The sequence below is a fragment of the Mycobacterium sp. 2-64 genome (assembly GCF_035918375.1).
GTDB lineage: Bacteria > Actinomycetota > Actinomycetes > Mycobacteriales > Mycobacteriaceae > Mycobacterium > Mycobacterium intracellulare.
Map to the genome: position 1 here is coordinate 4174971 of NZ_CP142361.1, position 18305 is coordinate 4193275.

Annotated in this window: 10 protein-coding genes and 1 riboswitch; of the genes, 6 read left to right on the forward strand and 4 right to left on the reverse strand. The window is 69.2% G+C overall.

Going from position 1 to position 18305, the window contains the following annotated elements; all coding sequences use genetic code 11:
• Positions 1–74: 74 nt before the first annotated feature.
• From QGN31_RS19355 to QGN31_RS19370, 4 genes are all read left to right on the forward strand, one after another.
• Positions 75–1715, forward strand: a complete 1641-nt coding sequence (locus QGN31_RS19355; protein ID WP_014941442.1) for a PucR family transcriptional regulator — start codon at positions 75–77, stop codon at positions 1713–1715.
• Between the two features lie 10 nt (positions 1716–1725).
• Positions 1726–1907: riboswitch (cobalamin riboswitch) on the forward strand.
• A gap of 135 nt (positions 1908–2042) precedes the next feature.
• A complete protein-coding gene (locus tag QGN31_RS19360) occupies positions 2043–3719 on the forward strand; it encodes a PPE family protein (protein WP_014941441.1) in 1677 nt (558 codons plus the stop codon).
• A gap of 94 nt (positions 3720–3813) precedes the next feature.
• On the forward strand, positions 3814–5550 hold the full coding sequence (gene fadD21 / locus QGN31_RS19365) for a fatty-acid--AMP ligase FAAL21/FadD21 (protein WP_014384050.1): 1737 nt from the start codon (positions 3814–3816) through the stop codon (positions 5548–5550).
• A gap of 17 nt (positions 5551–5567) precedes the next feature.
• Positions 5568–6254 carry a GAP family protein gene (locus QGN31_RS19370; RefSeq protein ID WP_008254555.1) on the forward strand — a complete coding sequence of 229 codons (687 nt, stop codon included), beginning with the start codon at positions 5568–5570 and terminating at the stop codon, positions 6252–6254.
• A 25-nt stretch (positions 6255–6279) separates the two neighbouring features.
• On the opposite strand, the gene QGN31_RS19375 is transcribed toward QGN31_RS19370, so the two are convergent.
• From QGN31_RS19375 to cysC, 3 genes are read right to left on the reverse strand one after another with little or no spacing between them, the layout of a single operon-like run.
• Entirely contained in the window at positions 6280–6597 is a 318-nt protein-coding gene (locus tag QGN31_RS19375; protein ID WP_008254554.1) for a DUF6955 family protein, read from the reverse strand.
• Positions 6594–7853, reverse strand: a complete 1260-nt coding sequence (sat, locus tag QGN31_RS19380) for a sulfate adenylyltransferase (protein ID WP_008254551.1) — start codon at positions 7851–7853, stop codon at positions 6594–6596. The genes QGN31_RS19375 and sat overlap by 4 nt, the downstream gene beginning before the upstream one ends.
• On the reverse strand, positions 7850–8545 hold the full coding sequence (gene cysC / locus QGN31_RS19385; RefSeq protein ID WP_008254549.1) for an adenylyl-sulfate kinase: 696 nt from the start codon (positions 8543–8545) through the stop codon (positions 7850–7852). Before cysC ends, sat begins: the two co-directional genes overlap by 4 nt.
• Positions 8546–9307: 762 nt before the next feature.
• Here cysC and QGN31_RS19390 point away from each other — a divergent pair.
• A complete protein-coding gene (locus QGN31_RS19390) occupies positions 9308–10492 on the forward strand; it encodes a PPE family protein (RefSeq protein ID WP_014384047.1) in 1185 nt (394 codons plus the stop codon).
• A gap of 74 nt (positions 10493–10566) precedes the next feature.
• Positions 10567–11724 (forward strand): PPE family protein, encoded by a 1158-nt coding sequence (locus QGN31_RS19395; protein WP_009952339.1) that lies wholly within the window; start codon positions 10567–10569, stop codon positions 11722–11724.
• Positions 11725–11736: 12 nt separating this feature from the next.
• On the opposite strand, the gene pks2 is transcribed toward QGN31_RS19395, so the two are convergent.
• Positions 11737–18123 (reverse strand): sulfolipid-1 biosynthesis phthioceranic/hydroxyphthioceranic acid synthase, encoded by a 6387-nt coding sequence (pks2, locus tag QGN31_RS19400; RefSeq protein ID WP_036454839.1) that lies wholly within the window; start codon positions 18121–18123, stop codon positions 11737–11739.
• Positions 18124–18305: the final 182 nt, after the last annotated feature.

Below are 18305 nucleotides of genomic sequence, written 5' to 3' on the forward strand. Positions count from 1 at the left end.
ATCCTCGCGGCGATCGCGCATGGAGTTAGCTGATCGGACAATACCCGACTGGATTCATAGTAGAATCGGACAACATGGCCGGTGTGGGGCTGGGTCAGCTGTTGCTCGCGCTGGACGCGACCCTGGTCAGCCTCGCCGATGCCCCCCGTGGCCTGGACCTGCCGGTGGGTTCGGCCGCGCTGATCGACTCCGACGACGTGCGCCTGGGTCTCGCGGCCGCGGCGGGCGCCGCCGACGTCTTCTTCCTGTTGGGGGTCGCCGACGACGAGGCGATGCGTTGGATGGGCAGGCAGGCGCGCGAGCGCGTGCCGGTGGCCATCTTCGTCAAAGAGCCCTCCCCCGCGCTGGTGAGCACGGCCGTCGCGGCGGGCGCGGCGGTGGTGGCCGTCGACCCGCGCGCCCGGTGGGAACGCCTCTACCAATTGGTCAATCACGTCCTCGAGCATCACGGCGACCGCGCCGACGCGATGGACGACTCGGGCACCGACTTGTTCGGGCTGGCGCAGTCGCTCGCCGACCGCATCCACGGCATGGTCAGCATCGAGGACGCGCAATCCCATGTCTTGGCCTACTCGGCGTCCAACGACGAAGCCGACGAGTTGCGGCGCCTTTCCATCCTGGGCAGGGCCGGCCCGCCCGAACATCTGGAGTGGATCGGCCAATGGGGCATCTTCGATGCCCTGCGATCGGGCACCGAGGTGGTGCGCGTCGACGAGCGGCCCGAGCTGGGCCTGCGCCCGCGGCTGGCCATCGGGATCCACCAGCCCGCGACCGACGCGCGGCGCCCGCGCGAATTCGCCGGAACCATCTGGGTGCAGCAGGGCTCACAACCGCTGGCCGACGACGCCGAGGAGATGTTGCGCGGCGCCGCCGTGCTGGCCGCCCGCATCATGTGGCGGCTGGCGGCCCGGCCCTCCACCCACGCCCGGCGGGTCCAGCAATTGCTGGGCCTGGCCGACGAACCCGTCGACGCCGCGGTCATCGCCGGCGAACTCGGACTGGCCGCCGACACCACCGCAGCCCTGATCGGGTGGGACGCCGCCGACGCTTCGGCCGGCCAGGCGCGGCTCGCCGACATAATTGCGCTGAGCGCCAGCGCATTCCGCCGCGACGCCCAGGTGGCCTCGAACGGTTCACGAACGTACGTGCTGCTTCCCGTGGCCCGGACCCAGACGCAGCATCGGTCGGTCATCTCCTGGGTGCGGGGCACCATCGGCGCCATGCGTGCCGAGCTCGGGGTGCAGCTGCGGGCGGCCATCGCGGCTCCGGTCGCGGGCCTGGCCGGGGCCGCCGCGGCGCGCGTCGAGGTGGACCGGGTGCTGGACAGCGCTGAGCGCCATCCCATTTCGTTCGGGCAGGTGACTTCGCTGGCCGAAGCGCGCACCACCGTCCTGGTCGACGAGATCGTGACCCTGGTCGGCAGCGACGAGCGCCTGATCGATCCGCGGATCGTGCAGCTGGGCGAAGACGATCCGGTGCTCGCGGAAACGCTGCGGACCTACCTGGACGCCTTCGGCGACATCACCGCGGCCGCACAGGCATTGCGGGTGCATCCGAATACGGTTCGCTACCGCGTGCGGCGAATCGAGAAGCTGCTGTCGACCTCGCTGGCCGACCCCGAGGTCCGGCTGCTGTTCTCGCTGGGACTACGGATCCTGGAACGGCGCCGACACACGGGCACGCCGGTCCGCGCCGACCGCCTTGGGACGATTTGACGACATTTGCTCGGAGGGGATGCAAGAATGTCACCCCGTAAGGTGATGACGACGCAGGAAGCCGGTGCGAATCCGGCGCGGTCCCGCCACTGTCATCGGGGAGCGAACCTCAACGGCCACGGCTGAAAAGCTGGAAGGCGAGGCGAGCGGCGATCCGAGAGCCAGGACACTCGCGTCATCGCGTACTGCGACCCGGGGCGGGTGTACCCCGAGAGAGCTGTCAACGTCCATGTTTCGTCCGGCATGGGTGGCCTTCAATGCCGCCGTCACAGCGGCGCGGTGCCGCCGCGCCCACTCCCGTCACACCGATCCGCGCGGCGGCGAGCGATGACCGCCCCGATCTGGATGGCCTCCCCTCCCGAGGTGCATTCGACGCTGCTCAGCAGCGGACCGGGGCCGGGCCCGCTGCTGGCGTCCGCGGCGACCTGGAGCTCGCTGAGCGTGGAATATGCCGAAACGGCCAACGAGCTGACCGCGCTGCTGGACGCCGTGCAGGCCGGCAGCTGGGACGGTCCGAGCGCCGCGGAGTACGCGGCCGCGCACGCGCCGTATCTCGCCTGGCTGGCGCAGGCCAGCGCCGACAGCGCGACCATGGCCGCCCAGCAGGACCTCGCCGCCACCGCCTACACCGTGGCCCTCGCGGCCATGCCGACGATGCCCGAGCTGGCCGCCAATCACGCCGCCCACGCCGTCTTGACGGCGACGAATTTCTTTGGCATCAACACGATTCCGATCGCGGTGAACGAAGCCGACTACGCGCGGATGTGGGTTCAGGCGGCCACGGTGATGAGCACGTACGAGGGCGTGGCGACCGCCGCGGTGGCCACCGCGCCGCCGGCCGAGCCGGCTCCCGAGGTCATGAAGGCCACCGCGCCGGCCGCCACGGCGGAGCAGTCGTCGTCGTATCCCCCCGACACGCAGGACCAGTGGATGGACTGGCTGGAGAAGACCGGGTTCGTCGACTTCTACAACCGGTTCATCCAGCCGTTGATCGACCAGCTGATGAACAATCCGTTCTTCCAGTCCATGTTCTCCGGTTTCGACCCGTGGCTGCCTTCACTGGGCAACCCGTTGAGCTTTTTGAACCCGTTCAACATCGCGTTCGCGCTGGGCTACCCGATGGACTTCGGTTCGTACTTCGCCTATCTCGGGCAGATGTTCAGCTTCGTCGCGGCGGACCTGGCGGCGGCATTCGCCTCGGGCAACCCCGCGACGATCGCGTGGACCATCCTGTTCACCACCATCGAAGTGATCGGCACGGTCATCACCGACACCATCGCGCTGATCAAGACGTTGCTCGAGCAGATGATCGTGCTGATTCCGCTCATCGTGCCGCTGCTGACCGTCGCCGTGGTCCCGCTGGTCGTCCCCACCCTGATCGGAGGCTTGGCGGGCCTGACGGGCCTGGCCGGGCTGCACGCCATCCCGATCGTGCCGATCATCCCGGCCCCGGCACTCGTCCCCGTGGCACTGGCACCCACCCCGCCGCCCACGCCGACCCCGGCGCCATCTCCGGCGCCCACGCCGGCCTCCACACCCGCCGCGGCTCCCGCGTCGCCCGCGCCCGGCGCCCCGCCGCCCACACCGGCGGGACCGCCGGTCGCGGCGATGCAAGGCCTGGGCTACATGGTCGGTGGCCTGGCCGCGGACGCGCGCTGGGCCGCGAGCACCAGCGCCCGCGCCCGAAGGGCGGCGGCGGCCGACGCCGCCGAGGCCGAAGCCGTGGCCCTGCCGGAGGAAGACGCGACGAAGAAGCGCCGGCAACGGGTCAAGGTCTCCCAGCTCGGCCGGGGCTACGAATACATGGATCTCGAGCCCGAGCCGGCGACGACGGCCTCGGACCGGCCCGCGCCGACGATGGGGTTCGCCGGAACCGTCCCCACGAAGACCGCCGCCGCGCCGGCGGGATTGAGCGCACTCGTCGTCGACGAGTTCGACGACGGCCCCCGCACGCCGATGATGCCGGGAACCTGGGACACTGGCGCGACGGGTTCGAAAACGTAAGGCGCATAGGCCGTTTGGCCCGCCACGGTTTCTCGCGGCCCGGGCCTCGCACGACCGTCATACGCGAAAGGGCCGAGGCGGTAACCTGGCCCGCATGCAACATACGTCCGTCGTCTCCCTGTTGCGGGAACGCGCCGGTCTGCAGCCCGACGAGTTAGCCTTTCTCTATACCGATTACGAGCAGGACTGGGCGGGCGTCACCGAATCGCTGACGTGGGCGCAGCTGTATCGGCGGACCCTGCACGTTGCGCACGAGGTCACGCGGACCGCCAGCAGCGGGGAGCGGGCCGTGATCCTTGCCCCCCAAGGCCTCCCCTACATCGTGGCGTTCCTCGGCGCGATACAGGCCGGGCTGATCGCGGTACCGCTGATGGTTCCGCAGCCGGGCACGCACGACGAGCGGGTCAGTGCCGTCCTGGCCGACACCGGGCCGGCCGTCGTTCTCACCACCTCCACGGCCGCCGCGGCCGTGGACGAATATCTGCAGCGGCCGCACGGTGCGACCCCGGCCGTCATCGAGGTCGACTCCCTGAGCCTCGACGATCCGAATCCGCCGGGCATCCGCGTCAGCGACGCCCCGAGCATCGCGTACCTGCAGTACACGTCGGGCTCCACCCGCCTTCCGGCCGGAGTCATGGTCTCGCACCGGAACCTGCACGTGAATTTCCAGCAGCTGATGGCCGCCTACTTCCCGGATTTCAACGGCGTGGCCCCCCGCGACAGCGTGTGCGTGTCGTGGCTGCCCTTCTACCACGACATGGGCCTGATGCAAGGCGTCATCGCTCCGATCCTCGGCGGTTACCCCGGTGTGCTGACGAGCCCGGTCGCGTTCCTGCAGCGGCCCGCACGGTGGATCCAGGCGATGGCCCAGGCCGTTCCGGTCTTCTCGGCCGCACCGAACTTCGCCTTCGAACTCGCGGCGCGCAAGTCGACGGACGCGGACCTGGCCGGGCTCGACCTGGGCAACATCATCAGCATCGTCAGCGGCGCCGAACGAATTCATCCCGCCACGCTCGACCGGTTCTGTAAACGGTTCGCCCCGTACAACTTTCGCGAAGACATGATGCAACCCTCCTACGGCCTGGCGGAGGCGACCGTCTACGTGGCCAGCCGTGCGCAGGCCGGCGCCCCGAAAGTCGTTCACTTCGACCCGGAGAAGCTGGCCGAGGGCAACGCCCAGCCGTCCTCCACACGGACCGGCTCGCCGCTGCTGAGCTACGGCGTGCCACAATCACCGACGGTACGAATCGTGGACCCCGACACCGGCACGCTGTGCCCGCACGGAACGGTCGGCGAAATCTGGGTCCACGGCGACAACGTGGCCGACGGCTATTGGCAAAAGCCGGAGGAAACGCAGCGCACCTTCGGCGCCGTCCTGGCCGACCCGTCGCCGGGCACCCCCGAGGGCCCGTGGCTGCGCACCGGTGATCTCGGCTTTCTCTGCGACGGCGAGTTGTTCATCGTGGGCAGGATGAAGGATTTGCTGATCGTCTACGGGCGCAACCACTATCCGGAGGACATCGAGTCGACCGTGCAGGCGATCACCGGCGGCCGCGTCGCGGCGATCGCGGTGCCGGTGGACGAGACCGAGAAATTGGTGACCATCATCGAACTGAAGAACCGCGGCGAGTCCGGCGAGCGCGGGCAGCGCGGCCTCGACGCCCTCAAGAACGATGTGACCGCGGCGATTTCGGACTCGCACGGGCTCAACGTGGCCGACCTGGTGCTGGTGGCGCCCGGATCGATTCCCACCACGACGAGCGGCAAGATCCGGCGGGCCGCGTGCGTCGAGCGGTACCGACGGCAACAGTTCACCCGGCTGGACGCCTGACCGGTCCGGTATCTGCGATGTTGTTCACCATCGGTGTGATGGCCCTTGCCGTGAGCCTGGAGCCGTTCCGGATCGGCATGACGGTGCTGATGCTCAATCGCCCCAAGCCGCTGCTGCAATTGCTCGCATTTGTGGCCGGCGGGTTCGCGATGGGGTTGACGGTGGGTGCGACCGTCTTGTTCGTCCTCCGGCGCGTACTGCTGCGCTCGACATACTTCACCTTGCCCCGCGTGCAGATCCTCATCGGCGCACTGGCATTGGCGGCCGCCGCGGGACTGGCGGTGAAGATCGTCGCGGACCGGCGGCGGGGATCCCGGGGCGTTCCTCCCGACCGCGACCGCGCCGGGCCCGCCTGGCTGACGACTCGGCTCCGACGACTGCTCGACGGACGTTCCCTGTGGGTCGCCGCCGCCGCGGGCCTCGGCATCGCGCTGCCGTCGGTGGATTACCTGGCCGCCCTGGCGGTCATCCTGGCGTCCGGAGCGCCGGTCATGACGCAATTGGGGGCGCTGCTGATGTTCAACGTCATCGCGTTCTCACTTGTCGAGATTCCATTGGTCGCTTACCTGTTGGCGCCGACGGCGACGCGCGCGGCGATGACCGCGCTGCAGGACTGGATACGGTCGCGGCGTCGCATCGAGGTCGCCGCGCTGCTCGTCGCGGTCGGGCTCGTCCTGCTGGCGGCGGGCTTGGCCGATCTCTGACAGCGGCGGCGGCACTACCGTCGGCTCAGGGCTTCGTTTCCTCGAGGAAGCGGCCCATCACATCCGGACCGGTGGAATGCATCGCGATCGACAGCTCCAACAGCCTGTCCTTGGCCTGCTTGGGCAGCAGCTCAATGGAGCGGGTGGTGGCGGAATCGTACTTGGATCCCGGATAGCGTTGCAGGACAATATTTTTCTGCTCTTCGGTGGTGTATATCTCCAGCAGCTTCATGCCTGCGAAAGCCTCGTTGGCCAGGTCGGCCATCCCGGCGTTCGCCAGCGCCTCCAGCCGCTCCTCGTTGATCCAGACGTTGACCTTGAAGTGTTTGTCGTCGCTGCTCACGAACCCTCCAATTGGTTGAGCGTGAAGACCGGCAGCCTGTCCCGCAAGTACTCCTCGGTGACGAACGGCGAACCCTGACCGTGCTTTGCGGCGCACTCCATCACGACCTCGAACACCTCGTGGCGCATCACCTTCTGCGTCGGCTTGACTTCGTCGGTCAGGATGCTTCGGATCAGGCTGCCGCTGAAGCTTTGCGCTTGTGAATCATGGCCGCACAGGGCGGAGTTGGTGACCTCCAGGCACACCGGGCAATACCAGTTCTCCCGCAGGAACACCGGCTTGATGCCCAGCTGGTCGCGGTACTGCTTGAGGATGTTCTGGGAATCGTACGGGTGGTAGAAATCGCCCACACCCGCGTGGTCTCGCCCGAACATGTGATGCGTGCAGCCCAGGTTCGTCCGCAGGATCGCGTGGAATATCGCCTCGCGTGGCCCCGCATACCGCATGTCCCAGAGGGTGAAGGACACCATGTGCACGTTCTCGCGAAAATATCCGCTGGTGCGTAGGGCGTTCTGCGCCAACAGTATTGCCTCGTCGATGTAATCGCCCACCCGCTTCTGGCCGATGATCGCGTTCACCAGCACGCCGGTGTTCAGATTGTCGACGGGCTGATCCTCGTTCGCGGCCAGCCACGCCTGTTTCATCAACGCCTCGTGCCCGGTGTGCGGAACGTTCCTGGTCTGGTGGGCGACCACCCGCTGCCAATGCCGCTCGGCCAACGCGTCCTGGTGCTGCTTGGGGGTGAGCCAGAAGCCTGCGAAGGGCTCGTTGAAAACGGGTTCGTTGATCAGCGTGACATCCCCGCCGATGAACCGGTTTTCGTAGCCCATGGTCTTCTTCACCCCGGGGTGTCGGGGATCGGTTGTGCCGTAGGTTTTTTCGGCCATGCGCTCGAGGTCGTATTCGTAGATCTCGGTGACGTCGAAGACGGCCATGGGGGCCCCGAGATAGTCGAGAACGACGCTGGCGCCTTCCTTGATATCGAATTCCGCGATGTCGTCGGCGGACATGTCGAAGACGATCGGAATGCTCCACAACGTTCCGTCCGGCAGCGCGAAGTTGTCCAGGGTCCCGTCGACCTCTTGGCGGCCCATGAAGCCGGTCAGTGGGGTGAAGAAACCGTAGGAAAGGCTGATGACTTCGTGCGCGGTGGCCTTCGAGATCGGCACGCGCGCCAACCCCTCGATCCGGCCGCTCGCGTCGTCCGTGGCCACCCGCTCCACGATCGGCTTCCCGTTGTGACCCGTGTAGCTCATGCCGTGACCTCGCTGCTCTCCAGGTCGTCGTGAACTCGGTGCAAGGCCCGGATGATGCCCGCCCTCTCGAGGTGGGCGATCACCTCGTCGGCCAGCGTGTCCGCGTCCTTCGTTCCGCCCTCGAGGCGCAGCTCCGGGCGCGCCGGGGCTTCGTAGGGGTCGTCGATCCCGGTGAATCCCTTGATTTCACCGGCCCGGGCCTTCTTGTAGAGACCCTTGGGATCGCGCTGCTCGCACACCTCGATCGGGGTGTCGATGAAGATCTCCTGGAAATCGCCGTCACCCAGCGTGGCCCGGATCGCGTCCCGATCACGCACGTAAGGGCTGATGAAGGCCGTCAAAGCGATGACGCCGGCCTCGCAGAACAGCTTCGCGACCGCGCCGATGCGGCGGATGTTCTCCTCACGGTCCTCGGCGGTAAATCCCAGCCCGAACCGCTTGGCGAACTCGGGCCCATGGCGTTCCTCGAGCAGCTCCGGACCGGCGTTGAGCCCGTAGCGGACGTTGTCGCCGTCCAGGAGATAGCTCCGGATGCCCCGCTCGTAGAGCTTTTGTTCGACGATGTTGGCGACCGTGCTCTTGCCGCTGCCGCTCAGCCCGGTGAACCAGATGACGCAACCCTGGTGGCCGTTGAGTTCCTCGCGCTCGCCGCGGCTGATCTTGTGTTCGTGCCAGGTGATGTTGTTCGGCATTTCTCGATCCTGTTCGCAACGAAGTCGATGCGCAGCTACGGCGCCGCCGCCACACACCTTCACCATATTGCTTATCAACCAAACCCGATCAGAACCAGCCTACAAGTAAAGATGGTCAACTTACGGAGTTTTTGGCGGCGGGGATCGCGCCCCCGCGGTCCCCGCACGGGGTTCGGCCAGCAAACGAAATCCCCAGGGGTCGAGCGACGCCGGCCGGCGCGGTCTTCGCCGTGACGCCGGGAGGTGACCCGTGTTTGCTACAACGCCGGCCCGGGACGCAATTAACTGACGAGCGCGTCGACACTCGGCCCGCTGGTGACCCCGGCTGTCGATCGCTTGTGCGTCAACCGCTTCTGGCCGTCGAATGCGGGTCGTTGGGTTTTACTCAAGCAGAGAAAAATTTGCTTTCACGCCGCCCCGGGCGCCAAAGGGCCAGGACGCCAGACGCGCAAGCCCGTCATAACCGCGCGTGAGCCTCGATCGTCGACAATCCGGCGAACATGCCGCAACGTCGCCGGCAAATTTGCAGCAGACGAGGCGACGCCGAGGCGGCCGTAAACACCAAGTAAATTTCATTTAACATTCCGATGATCAAGTCCCTTGACTCGCTTGCCATTGCCTGCTCGTCGACGCGCCTGGGCCGCAACGCACGAGGCCGTCGTCGCCCGCGAGAGCTAGCGACGGTCCCGGGTTCACCGCCAGTCGGCTCTGCCGCCTGGTGGCGGAATGCTCCCGGGGCCGACCGACGAAGAGGAAGTACCAATGCTCGATTTCGGGGCCCTGCCACCAGAAATCAACTCGACCAGAATGTATGCCGGCCCCGGCTCGGCGCCGATGGTCGCCGCGGCGGCCGCCTGGGACGTGCTGGCCAACGGGCTGGAGACCGCGTCGCGCGGGTACTCCGCGGTGATCGCCCAGCTGGAAGGTGAGAGCTGGACCGGCAGCGCCGCGGCCGCGATGGCCACCGCGGCGGCCCCGTACGTGGCATGGCTGGCGGCCGCGGGGGCCCAGGCCGAACAGGCGGCCAGCCAGGCGCGGGCCGCGGCGGCCGCCTACGAGGCGGCCTTCGGCGCGACGGTGCCGCCCGCGCTGGTCACGGCCAACCGCACCCTCCTGGCGCAACTGGTCGCGAGCAACCTCCTGGGACAGAACACCGCGATGATCGGGGCGACCGAGGGCGCCTACGAACAGATGTGGGCCCAGGATGCCGCCGCCATGTACGGCTACGCCGCCTCGTCGTCGGGCGCGACGACGCTGACGCAGTTCCACGAGCCTCCGCGGACCACCAACGCCGACGGCCAGCCCGGGCAAGCCGCCGCGGTCGCCCAGGCCACGAACGGCTCGGCCGCGTCGCAATCTCATGCCGCGTTGTCCCGGACGATGTCGACCGTGCCGCAGAAGTTGCAAAACCTCTCCGAAACGCCACCTTCTGGCGGCACTTCGACAGGCTCCGCCCTCGACGCCGTCGACGATTTCAACACGCTGACGGCGCCGGTGAATCTCGGCGACGCCATGAGCCGCACCGTCACGTCGGCGGGCACCTTCGGCACCGGGGCCTTCCGCGCCAACCTGCAGGCGGCGAGCGAAGCCGCCAAAGCCGCCGCCCCCGCCGCGGCGGCGAGTGTCTCGACCGGCACGGCGGGCGTCGCCGGGCCGACCCTCGCGAGCACGGGCAGCGCGAGCGCGGTGGGGCGGCTGTCGGTCCCGCAGAGCTGGGCGGCGACGAACCCGACGATCGCCACCGTCGCCGAGTCGCATTGGCTGTCGGATGCCGAGCTCGACGGTGGGCCGTCATGGCACGAAGGGCCGGCGACCAATATGTGGGGCGGGGCTCCGGCGGCGGGTGCGGGGGCATCCTCGGCGCTGCTGTCGCGGCCCTCGGTCAACAACGTCTTGCGGGTGGCCCCACGCCAATTCAAGATGCCGCGTCCTTCCGCGGGCGGATAGCCGCCACTTCCACTCTTCAGTGCAGGCATGGACCTGCAGCGACCGCGTGTGCGCTTGTTCAGAAAGGATCGCCGATGCTTGATTTCGGGGCGCTGCCGCCCGAGATCAACTCGGCCAGAATGTATGCCGGCCCGGGCTCGGCCCCGATGTCGGCCGCCGCCTCGGCGTGGGACGCGCTGGCGGCGCAACTGGAGTCCCACGCCGCCGGCTACTCCGCCACGCTTTCGGAACTGCGTGGACGCGCGTGGTCCGGCGATGCTGCCACGGCAATGGCCGCCGCGGTCGAACCGTATGTGGCGTGGGCGTCCACCACGGCGGCCCAGGCCGGCCAGACCGCCGCGCAGGCACGCGCAGCCGCCGCCGCCTATGAGGCGGCCTTCGCCGCAACGGTGCCGCCACATGTGGTGGCCGCCAACCGATTTGCGCTCCTCACCCTGATCGCGACCAACTTCTTCGGACAGAACGCCGCGGCGATCGCGGCCACCGAGACCGCCTACGCCGAGATGTGGGCGCAGGATGCCACCGCCATGTACGGCTACGCCGCAACGTCGTCGGCAGCCACCGTTTTCACGCCGTTCACCGAGCCGCCCCGCACCACGAATGCGCACGGCCAATCGGCCCAGGCCGCCGCGGTCAACGAAGCCGTGGGCACGGCCGCGGGTCAGGCCCGCGCGGCGCTGGCGTCGGGCGTGGTCACGAACGCTTCCTCGGCCGGCCTTGGCGAGGCGCCGGCGGCCGGATCCGGTCTGTCCCTTATCGGTTCGGTCGACGACTTCAACACACTCATCACCACACCGGGACAGACGTTTCTGGCCGGGGCCCGCACACTGCTGGGATGGGGGCAATTGGGTTACGGGCTAGACCTTTCCGATATCCAGGCCGCCAAGGCCGCCGAGGGCGGGGTGCCCATCGTGCCGGACATCCCCGCGCCCGCGGTGCCGCAAGTCGCGGGCGTCCGCGGTCCCGTGCTGGGTGGCCTGGGCCGGGCGGCACTGGTGGGCAAGCTGTCCGTCCCGCAGACCTGGACGGTTGCGAATCCCGCGCCCACCGCCGGTATCGCACTCAAACCGTTGCCGGACACCATGTTTCGAGCAGCGTCGGCGTCCGCGGCGGACCCTTCCAACGTCCCGGGACCCCTGCCCGCGACGCGCACCGCGGGGCAGGCCGGTGTCCCGGTGTTACGCAACGGACGTCGCATCTTCAAGATGCCGCGCCCGGCGTACGGCGGGTAGCGACACCGCGAGTCAAGACGCCGACGGCGCCGCTTCCAAACCCGCCAGCTCGTCGCACAGGTGGTCCGCCAAACCGCGGACGGTGGTGATCTTGGTGGGGCTGATGCGCACGCCCGTCTCGGTTTCGATGCGGGTCCGCAGCTCCAGATTTCCCAGCGAATCCAGGCCGTAGTCGGATAGCGGGCGATCCGGATCGATTGTGCGCCGCAGCAAGAGGCTGATTTGGCCGGATACCAGCCGTCGGATTGCCGACGGCCATTCCTCGCGCGGCAACGCCTGCAGCTCGGCGAGGAACTTGCCCGTGTCCGGATTACCCTGCCCCACCGACCCGAACGCCTCGGCGAAGCGGCTGCGTTGCGCGAAAGAGGTCAGCCACGGCGTGCCCATGATCGGCGCGTAGCCCGAGTAGGGGCGGTCGTAGCGCAGCAGCGTCTCGAATGCGCGAAAACCCTCGGCCGGCTTGACCGCCATCCCGGCGCCGTCGGCGAGGGACGTCGCGCGGCCGACCTCTGACCATGCCCCCCACGCGATCGCGGTGGTCGGCAGGCCCTGAGCGCGGCGCCAATAGGCGAACGCGTCCAGCCAGCTGTTGGCCGCGGCGTAGGCGCCCTGCCCCGGCGAACCCACCAGCGCGGCGGCCGACGAGAAGGAACAGAACCAATCCAGCGGTTCGCCCGCGGTCGCTTGATGAAGGTTCCACGCGCCGTGCACCTTTGGCGCCCAGCACCGGTCGATGAGTTCATCGGTGACGTTCGCCAGCGTGGCGTCCTCGACGACGGCCGCCGCATGCAGCACCCCCCGCACCGGTAGCCCGGTGGCCGTCGCGCACGCCACCAGCCGTTCGGCGGTCCGCGGCTCGGCGATGTCACCGCACTCCACCACGACATCGGCCCCGGCGGCGCGGAGGCGCTCGATGGCTTGGCGCGCTTGCTCGTTGGGTTGCGAGCGGGAGTTGAGCACGATCCGGCCGCAGCCCGCCGCGCCGCCACGCGAAGCCATCTTCCCGGCCAGGAACAGGCCCAGGCCACCGATCCCGCCCGTGATGATGTAGGCGCCGTCGGCGCGGAACGGCCGGACCTTTTCCGGGGGCACCGTCGCCACGCTGGTGCCCGCGCGCGGCACGTCGAGCACCACCTTGCCGGTGTGCCCGGCGGAGGCGACCAGGCGCACCGCGGCGGCGGCGTCGTGGATCGGATAGCGGGTGCAGCGCGGCAACGGCAACTTGCCCGCCGCGGTGCGCTGGTACACCGTGGTCAGCAGGCGCCGAACGGTGTGCGGGTGGCTGACGGTCAGCAGCGCCAGGTCGACGGCGAACAGCGAGAGGTTGCGGCGGAACGGGAACAGCCCCAGACGGCTGTCGCCGTAGATGTCGCGCTTGCCCAGTTCGATGAAGCGGCCACCCAAGGCCAGCAGTTCGATGCCCGCCCGCTGCGCGGCGCCGGGCAGCGAATTGAGCACCACGTCGACCCCGTATCCGTCGGTGTCGCGGCGAATCTGGTCGGCGAATTCCGTGCTGCGCGAGTCGTAGACGTGTTCGATGCCCATGGTGCGCAACAGTTCTCGCCGCTGCGGGCTGCCCGCGGTCGCGAAGATCTCACAACCGACGGCCCGGGCGATCGCGATGGCCGCCTGCCCGACGCCGCCGGTGCCGGAGTGGATCAGCACCTTGTCCGTCGGGGCGATCCGGGCCAGGTCGTGCAGGCCGTACCACGCGGTCGCCGACGCGGTCGCCACCGCGGCGGCGTCTTCCAGCGGCACCCCGGCGGGCAGTGTCACCGCGTGCCGCGCGTCGGCGATGACGAAGGTGCCCCAGCAGCCGTGCCGGGACACCCCGCCGACGCGGTCGCCGACCTCGTGCTCGGTGACGCCCGGCCCGACGGCGGTGACCACGCCGGCGAAGTCGCCGCCCAATTGCTGCCGGTAGCCCTCGAACGTCGGATAGCGCCCGAACGCCACGAGCACGTCGGCGAAGTTGATGGTCGACGAGGTGACGGCCACCTCGATCTCGCCGGGTCCGGGCGGAACCCGGTCGAACGCGGTGAATTCCAGCGATTCCAGGTCGCCGGGGGTGCGGATCTCTAGCCGCATGCCGTCACGCTCGTGGTCGACGACGGTGGTGCGCCGTTCGGCCGCACGCAGCGGACCGGGCCGCAGCCGGGCGGTGTACCAGTGACCGTCGCGCCAGGCGGTCTCGTCCTCTTCGGAGCCGCTCTTCAGTTGCAGCACAAGCTTTTCCGGGCCGGTGGCGTCGTCGACGTCGATCTGGGTGGCGCTCAGATGCGGGTGCTCCGAATCGATCACCCGCATCAGTCCGCGCAGGCCGCCCTGCGCCAGGTTCGGCGCGTCGCCGGCTGTGACGCTCGCCGCGTTACGGGTCACCACGAACAACCGCGGCGATTCCCCGGGAAGATCCGAGAGTTCGCGGGCGATGGTCACCAGGTGCGACACGTAGTCGCGGCCGCGCCGGCGGCCCTGGGGGTCGTCCGGGTGGTCGCCGGGGGCCGCGGTCACCACGACGACGCCGGCCAGCCCCTTGAGGGGCCCGTGGCCGTCGGGGGCGGTCCGGCCGCCACCGGTCAGCAGCGAACGCAACTGTGCGGTGTCCACCGATCCGACGGGTGCCGTCGCGCATTGCGCCCCATCGGTATTCAGGGCTTCGGCGAGTTGTGCGGCCAGGCGGTCGTGGCCTTCGGCGGCGTCGGACGTGCTGAGCAGCAGCCAGGATCCGCGCTCGCTGTGCGCCGGCTCGGGCAGTTCGCGGGGCTCCCATTCGATGGTCAACAACCGCTCGTTGAGCAGCCGGTGGGCGTGTTCGCGTTCCGACGTGCCGCCGGCCAGCCGTAGCCCCTCGACGGTCAGCAGCACCGTCCCGGATTGGTCCAGCACGTCGATGTCGGCCTCGCACTCGCCGGGGCGCGAGGAGGTGACCCGGGTGAGGCAGTATTGCGCGTTGCGCGTCGAGTGGTGGTTGCGCAGCCGGCGCACCCCCACCGGCAACAGCAGAGCGCCGTCGCCGGCCTGTTGCACCTCCGGTGCGACGACCACGGACTGGAAGCAGGCGTCGAGCAGCGCCGGGTGCGAGCAGTAGGCCGACTGCTGCGAGCGGATCGCCCCCGGCAGCGCGACTTCCGCGAGCACCGTCGTGGTGTCCGCGTCGCCGACCAGCACCGCGGACAGACCCGAGAACGCGGGCCCGTACTGAATGCCGATGGCGTCGAAGGCCTTCCGCAACTCGGCGCCCTCCATGCGGGTCGGGTGATTGGCGATCAGCGTGTCCAGGTCGTGTGGGGGCGGCTCGGGTCCCGCATCGTCGGCGGCGACGCGCAGGACGGCGGTGGCGCGGCGGAGGCGTTCGCCTTCTTCGTGCGTGTCCACCGTGAAGTCGAGGGCCCCGGGCGCGGAGATCGTGGCGGTTGAAGAAGCCCACGTGTGGTCGGCCAGCAACAGCGTCCGCTCGAACGTGACGTCGCGCACCTCGGCGCGTTCGCCGAGCGCCGCGGCGGCGGCCGCGAGCGCCATTTCGCAGTAGGCAGCGCCGGGAAACGCTGCCACTCCGTGGATTTGGTGGTCGGCGAGCCACGGGTGGGCGTCGGTGCCGACCTCCCCTTGCCACACGTGGCGCTCGGGCTCCTCGCGCAGATGCACGTGCGCACCGAGCAGCGGGTGGACGGCCCGCAGCGAGGCTCCGTGCGCCCGCTCCACCGACTCGCGGCTCAGCAACAGCCGGCGATGCGTCCACGTCGGCAGCGGTGCGTCCACCAAACGCCCACTGGGGTATTGGACGGAGAAGTCCACCAGCGCGCCGGCGCTGTGCACGTTGGCGACCAAACCGCGCAAGCCAACTGGGAGCTGTCCCCCGCAAGCGGGTGGTGCCTCCGGCTCGCTTCTGCGCATGGCCGCGAGCGCGGCGATGGGCATGTCCAGGCTGGCGGCGTTCTGCTCGACAGCGTGGGTGAGCAGCGGATGCGGCGACAGCTCACCAAAGACGCGGAAGCCGTCTTTGAGGGCGGCTTGCACGGCGGCCGCGAATCGCACGGTGTGCCTCAGGTTTTCGGCCCAGTAGCCGGCGCTGAAGGACGGCCGTTCGCGTGGGTCCCACAGGGTGGCGGAGTAGTACGCGACCTCGGGGGCCGCCGGCCGCAGGTCCGCGAGCGCCTCGACCAGCTCGTCGAGGATCGGCTCCACCTGCGGTGAATGCGAGGCGACGTCCACCGCCACCTCGCGTGCCAGCACATCCTGCTCCTGCCATGCCGCGACCAGGTCGCGGATGGCCTGGGCCTCACCGCCGACGACGGTCGACGTCGGCGAGGCGACCACCGAGAGCACGACGTCGGAGATTCCGCGGATGGACAGTTCCGAAAGGACTTGCTGGCCCGGCAGTTCCACCGATGCCATGGCGCCGCTGCCGGCGACCCGCCCCATCAGCCGCGAGCGGCGGCAGATCACCTTGACGCCGTCGTCGAGCGATAACCCGCCGGCGACCACGGCCGCCGCGGCTTCGCCGAGCGAATGGCCGATGACGGCACCGGGGCGCACCCCGTAGGACTTCATCGTCTCGGCGAGCGCGACCTGCATGGCGAAGATCGTCGGCTGGACCCTGTCGATGCCGGTCACCGTCTGCGGCGCCGTCATGGCCTGGGTGACCGAAAACCCAGATTCGCCGGCGATCAACGGCTCGATGGCGGCGATCGTGGAGGCGAACACCGGTTCGGTGGCCAGCAGTTCGACGCCCATCCGCGGCCATTGCGAACCCTGCCCGGAGAACACCCACACCGGTCCGCGGTCGTCGTGGCCCACGGCTGGCTCGTACGGAAAATCGTTGTCGGAGACTGCGCGTAGCCTCGCGCTCAACTCGTCAAAGGTGTTCGCGCACACCACCGTCCGTACCGGTCGGTGCGCGCGGCGGCGCGATAGCGTGTAGCCCAGATCCCACAGGGCGGCGCCGGTGTCGCGGTCGGGGCCGGCGCTGCGCTGCTCGTCGACCCAACTCGCGAGCCGGGCGGCCGTGACGCGCAACTGCTCGGCCGAGGTGGACGACAACGGAAATAGTTGTGGCCCAACTGGTCCGGGCGTGTCCGGACCATCGGGTGCCCGCGCGGGGGCGTCTGCCGGCGCCTGCTCCACGATGGCGTGCACGTTGGTGCCGGACATTCCATAGGACGACACCGCGGCGCGGCGCGGGTGAGCGGAGCCGGTGGGCCACGGCGTATTCGACTGCGGCACAAACAGGTCCGTCTCGATCCGGGCCATCTCATCGGGAAGCCGGGTGAAGTGCAGATTCCGCGGCACCACGCCGTGCTGCAGCGCGAGAATCGCCTTCATCAACCCCAGTGGCCCGGACGTCGACTGCATGTGGCCGAAGTTGGTCTTCACCGACCCCAGCACACAGGGCCCGTCGGTTCCGTACACGGCTGCCAGGCTGGAGAACTCGATCGGGTCGCCGACCGGGGTGCCGGTGCCGTGCGCCTCGACGTAGCCGATTGTCCTCGGGTCGATGTCCGCCACGCCCAACGCCTTTCGGTAAACGGCGACCTGGGCCGTTTCCGAGGGCGCCGCGATGTTCACGGTGCGGCCGTCCTGGTTGGCGGCCGTGCCGCGCAGCACCGCCAGGATGCGGTCGCCGTCGCGTTGCGCATCGTCGAGCGGCTTGAGTAGCAGCATGACGCAGCCCTCGCCGGAGACGAAGCCGTCGGCCCGCACGTCGAAGGCGTGGCAACGGCCGGTCGGGGAGAGCATGCCTTGCAGCGAACCCGAAACGGACTTGCGTGGTTCCAGGGTCACCACCACGCCACCGGCCAGAGCGAGGTCACTTTCGCCGGCGGCCAGGCTGCCGCACGCCTGGTGGACGGCCATCAACCCCGACGAGCACGCCGTGTCCACCGTGACCGCCGGACCGTGCAACCCCAGTGCGTAGGCGACCCGTCCGGACGCGAAGCTGTTGCTGGTGCCGGTGAACCCGTATGGTCCTTCGGCGGCGCCGCAATCGGCGGACAGGAGTTCGTAGTCGCCGTGTGTCAGGCCGACGAACACGCCGGTCTGCGTCTGGGCCAGGGACCCGGGGGCGAGGCCGGCGTGCTCGACGGCATCCCACGACGTTTCCAGCAGCAGGCGGTGTTGCGGGTCGACCGCGATGGCCTCACGCTCGGTCATCCCGAAGAAGTCGCAGTCGAAGCCCCCGACGTCGTCGAGGAACGCCCCCCACCGGGTCACCGAGCGGCCGGGCACACCGGGCTCGGGGTCGTAGTACAGGTCCGCGTCCCACCGGTCCGCGGGGATCTCGCCGACGAAATCGTCACCGCGCAGCAACGCTTCCCAAAGGCCCTGCGGGGAATCGATCCCCCCGGGAAGTCGGCAGGCCATCCCGATGACGGCCACCGGTGTGGCGTTCGCGGCACGCAAAGCGCAGTCCCCTCTTCTCGCCCGACCACCCGTGAGCATCGGGCGCACCATCGCTTCTCACGCGGTCGGGCGTAATTGTGCAGGCGTCAGTTTACCCACCGGAGCCACGTCAGTTAGCGGGATTAAACAATTTCGTCCGCGGCACCAGGGGGCCGCCGCGGCGGGCGGGAGCGCCGGGACAG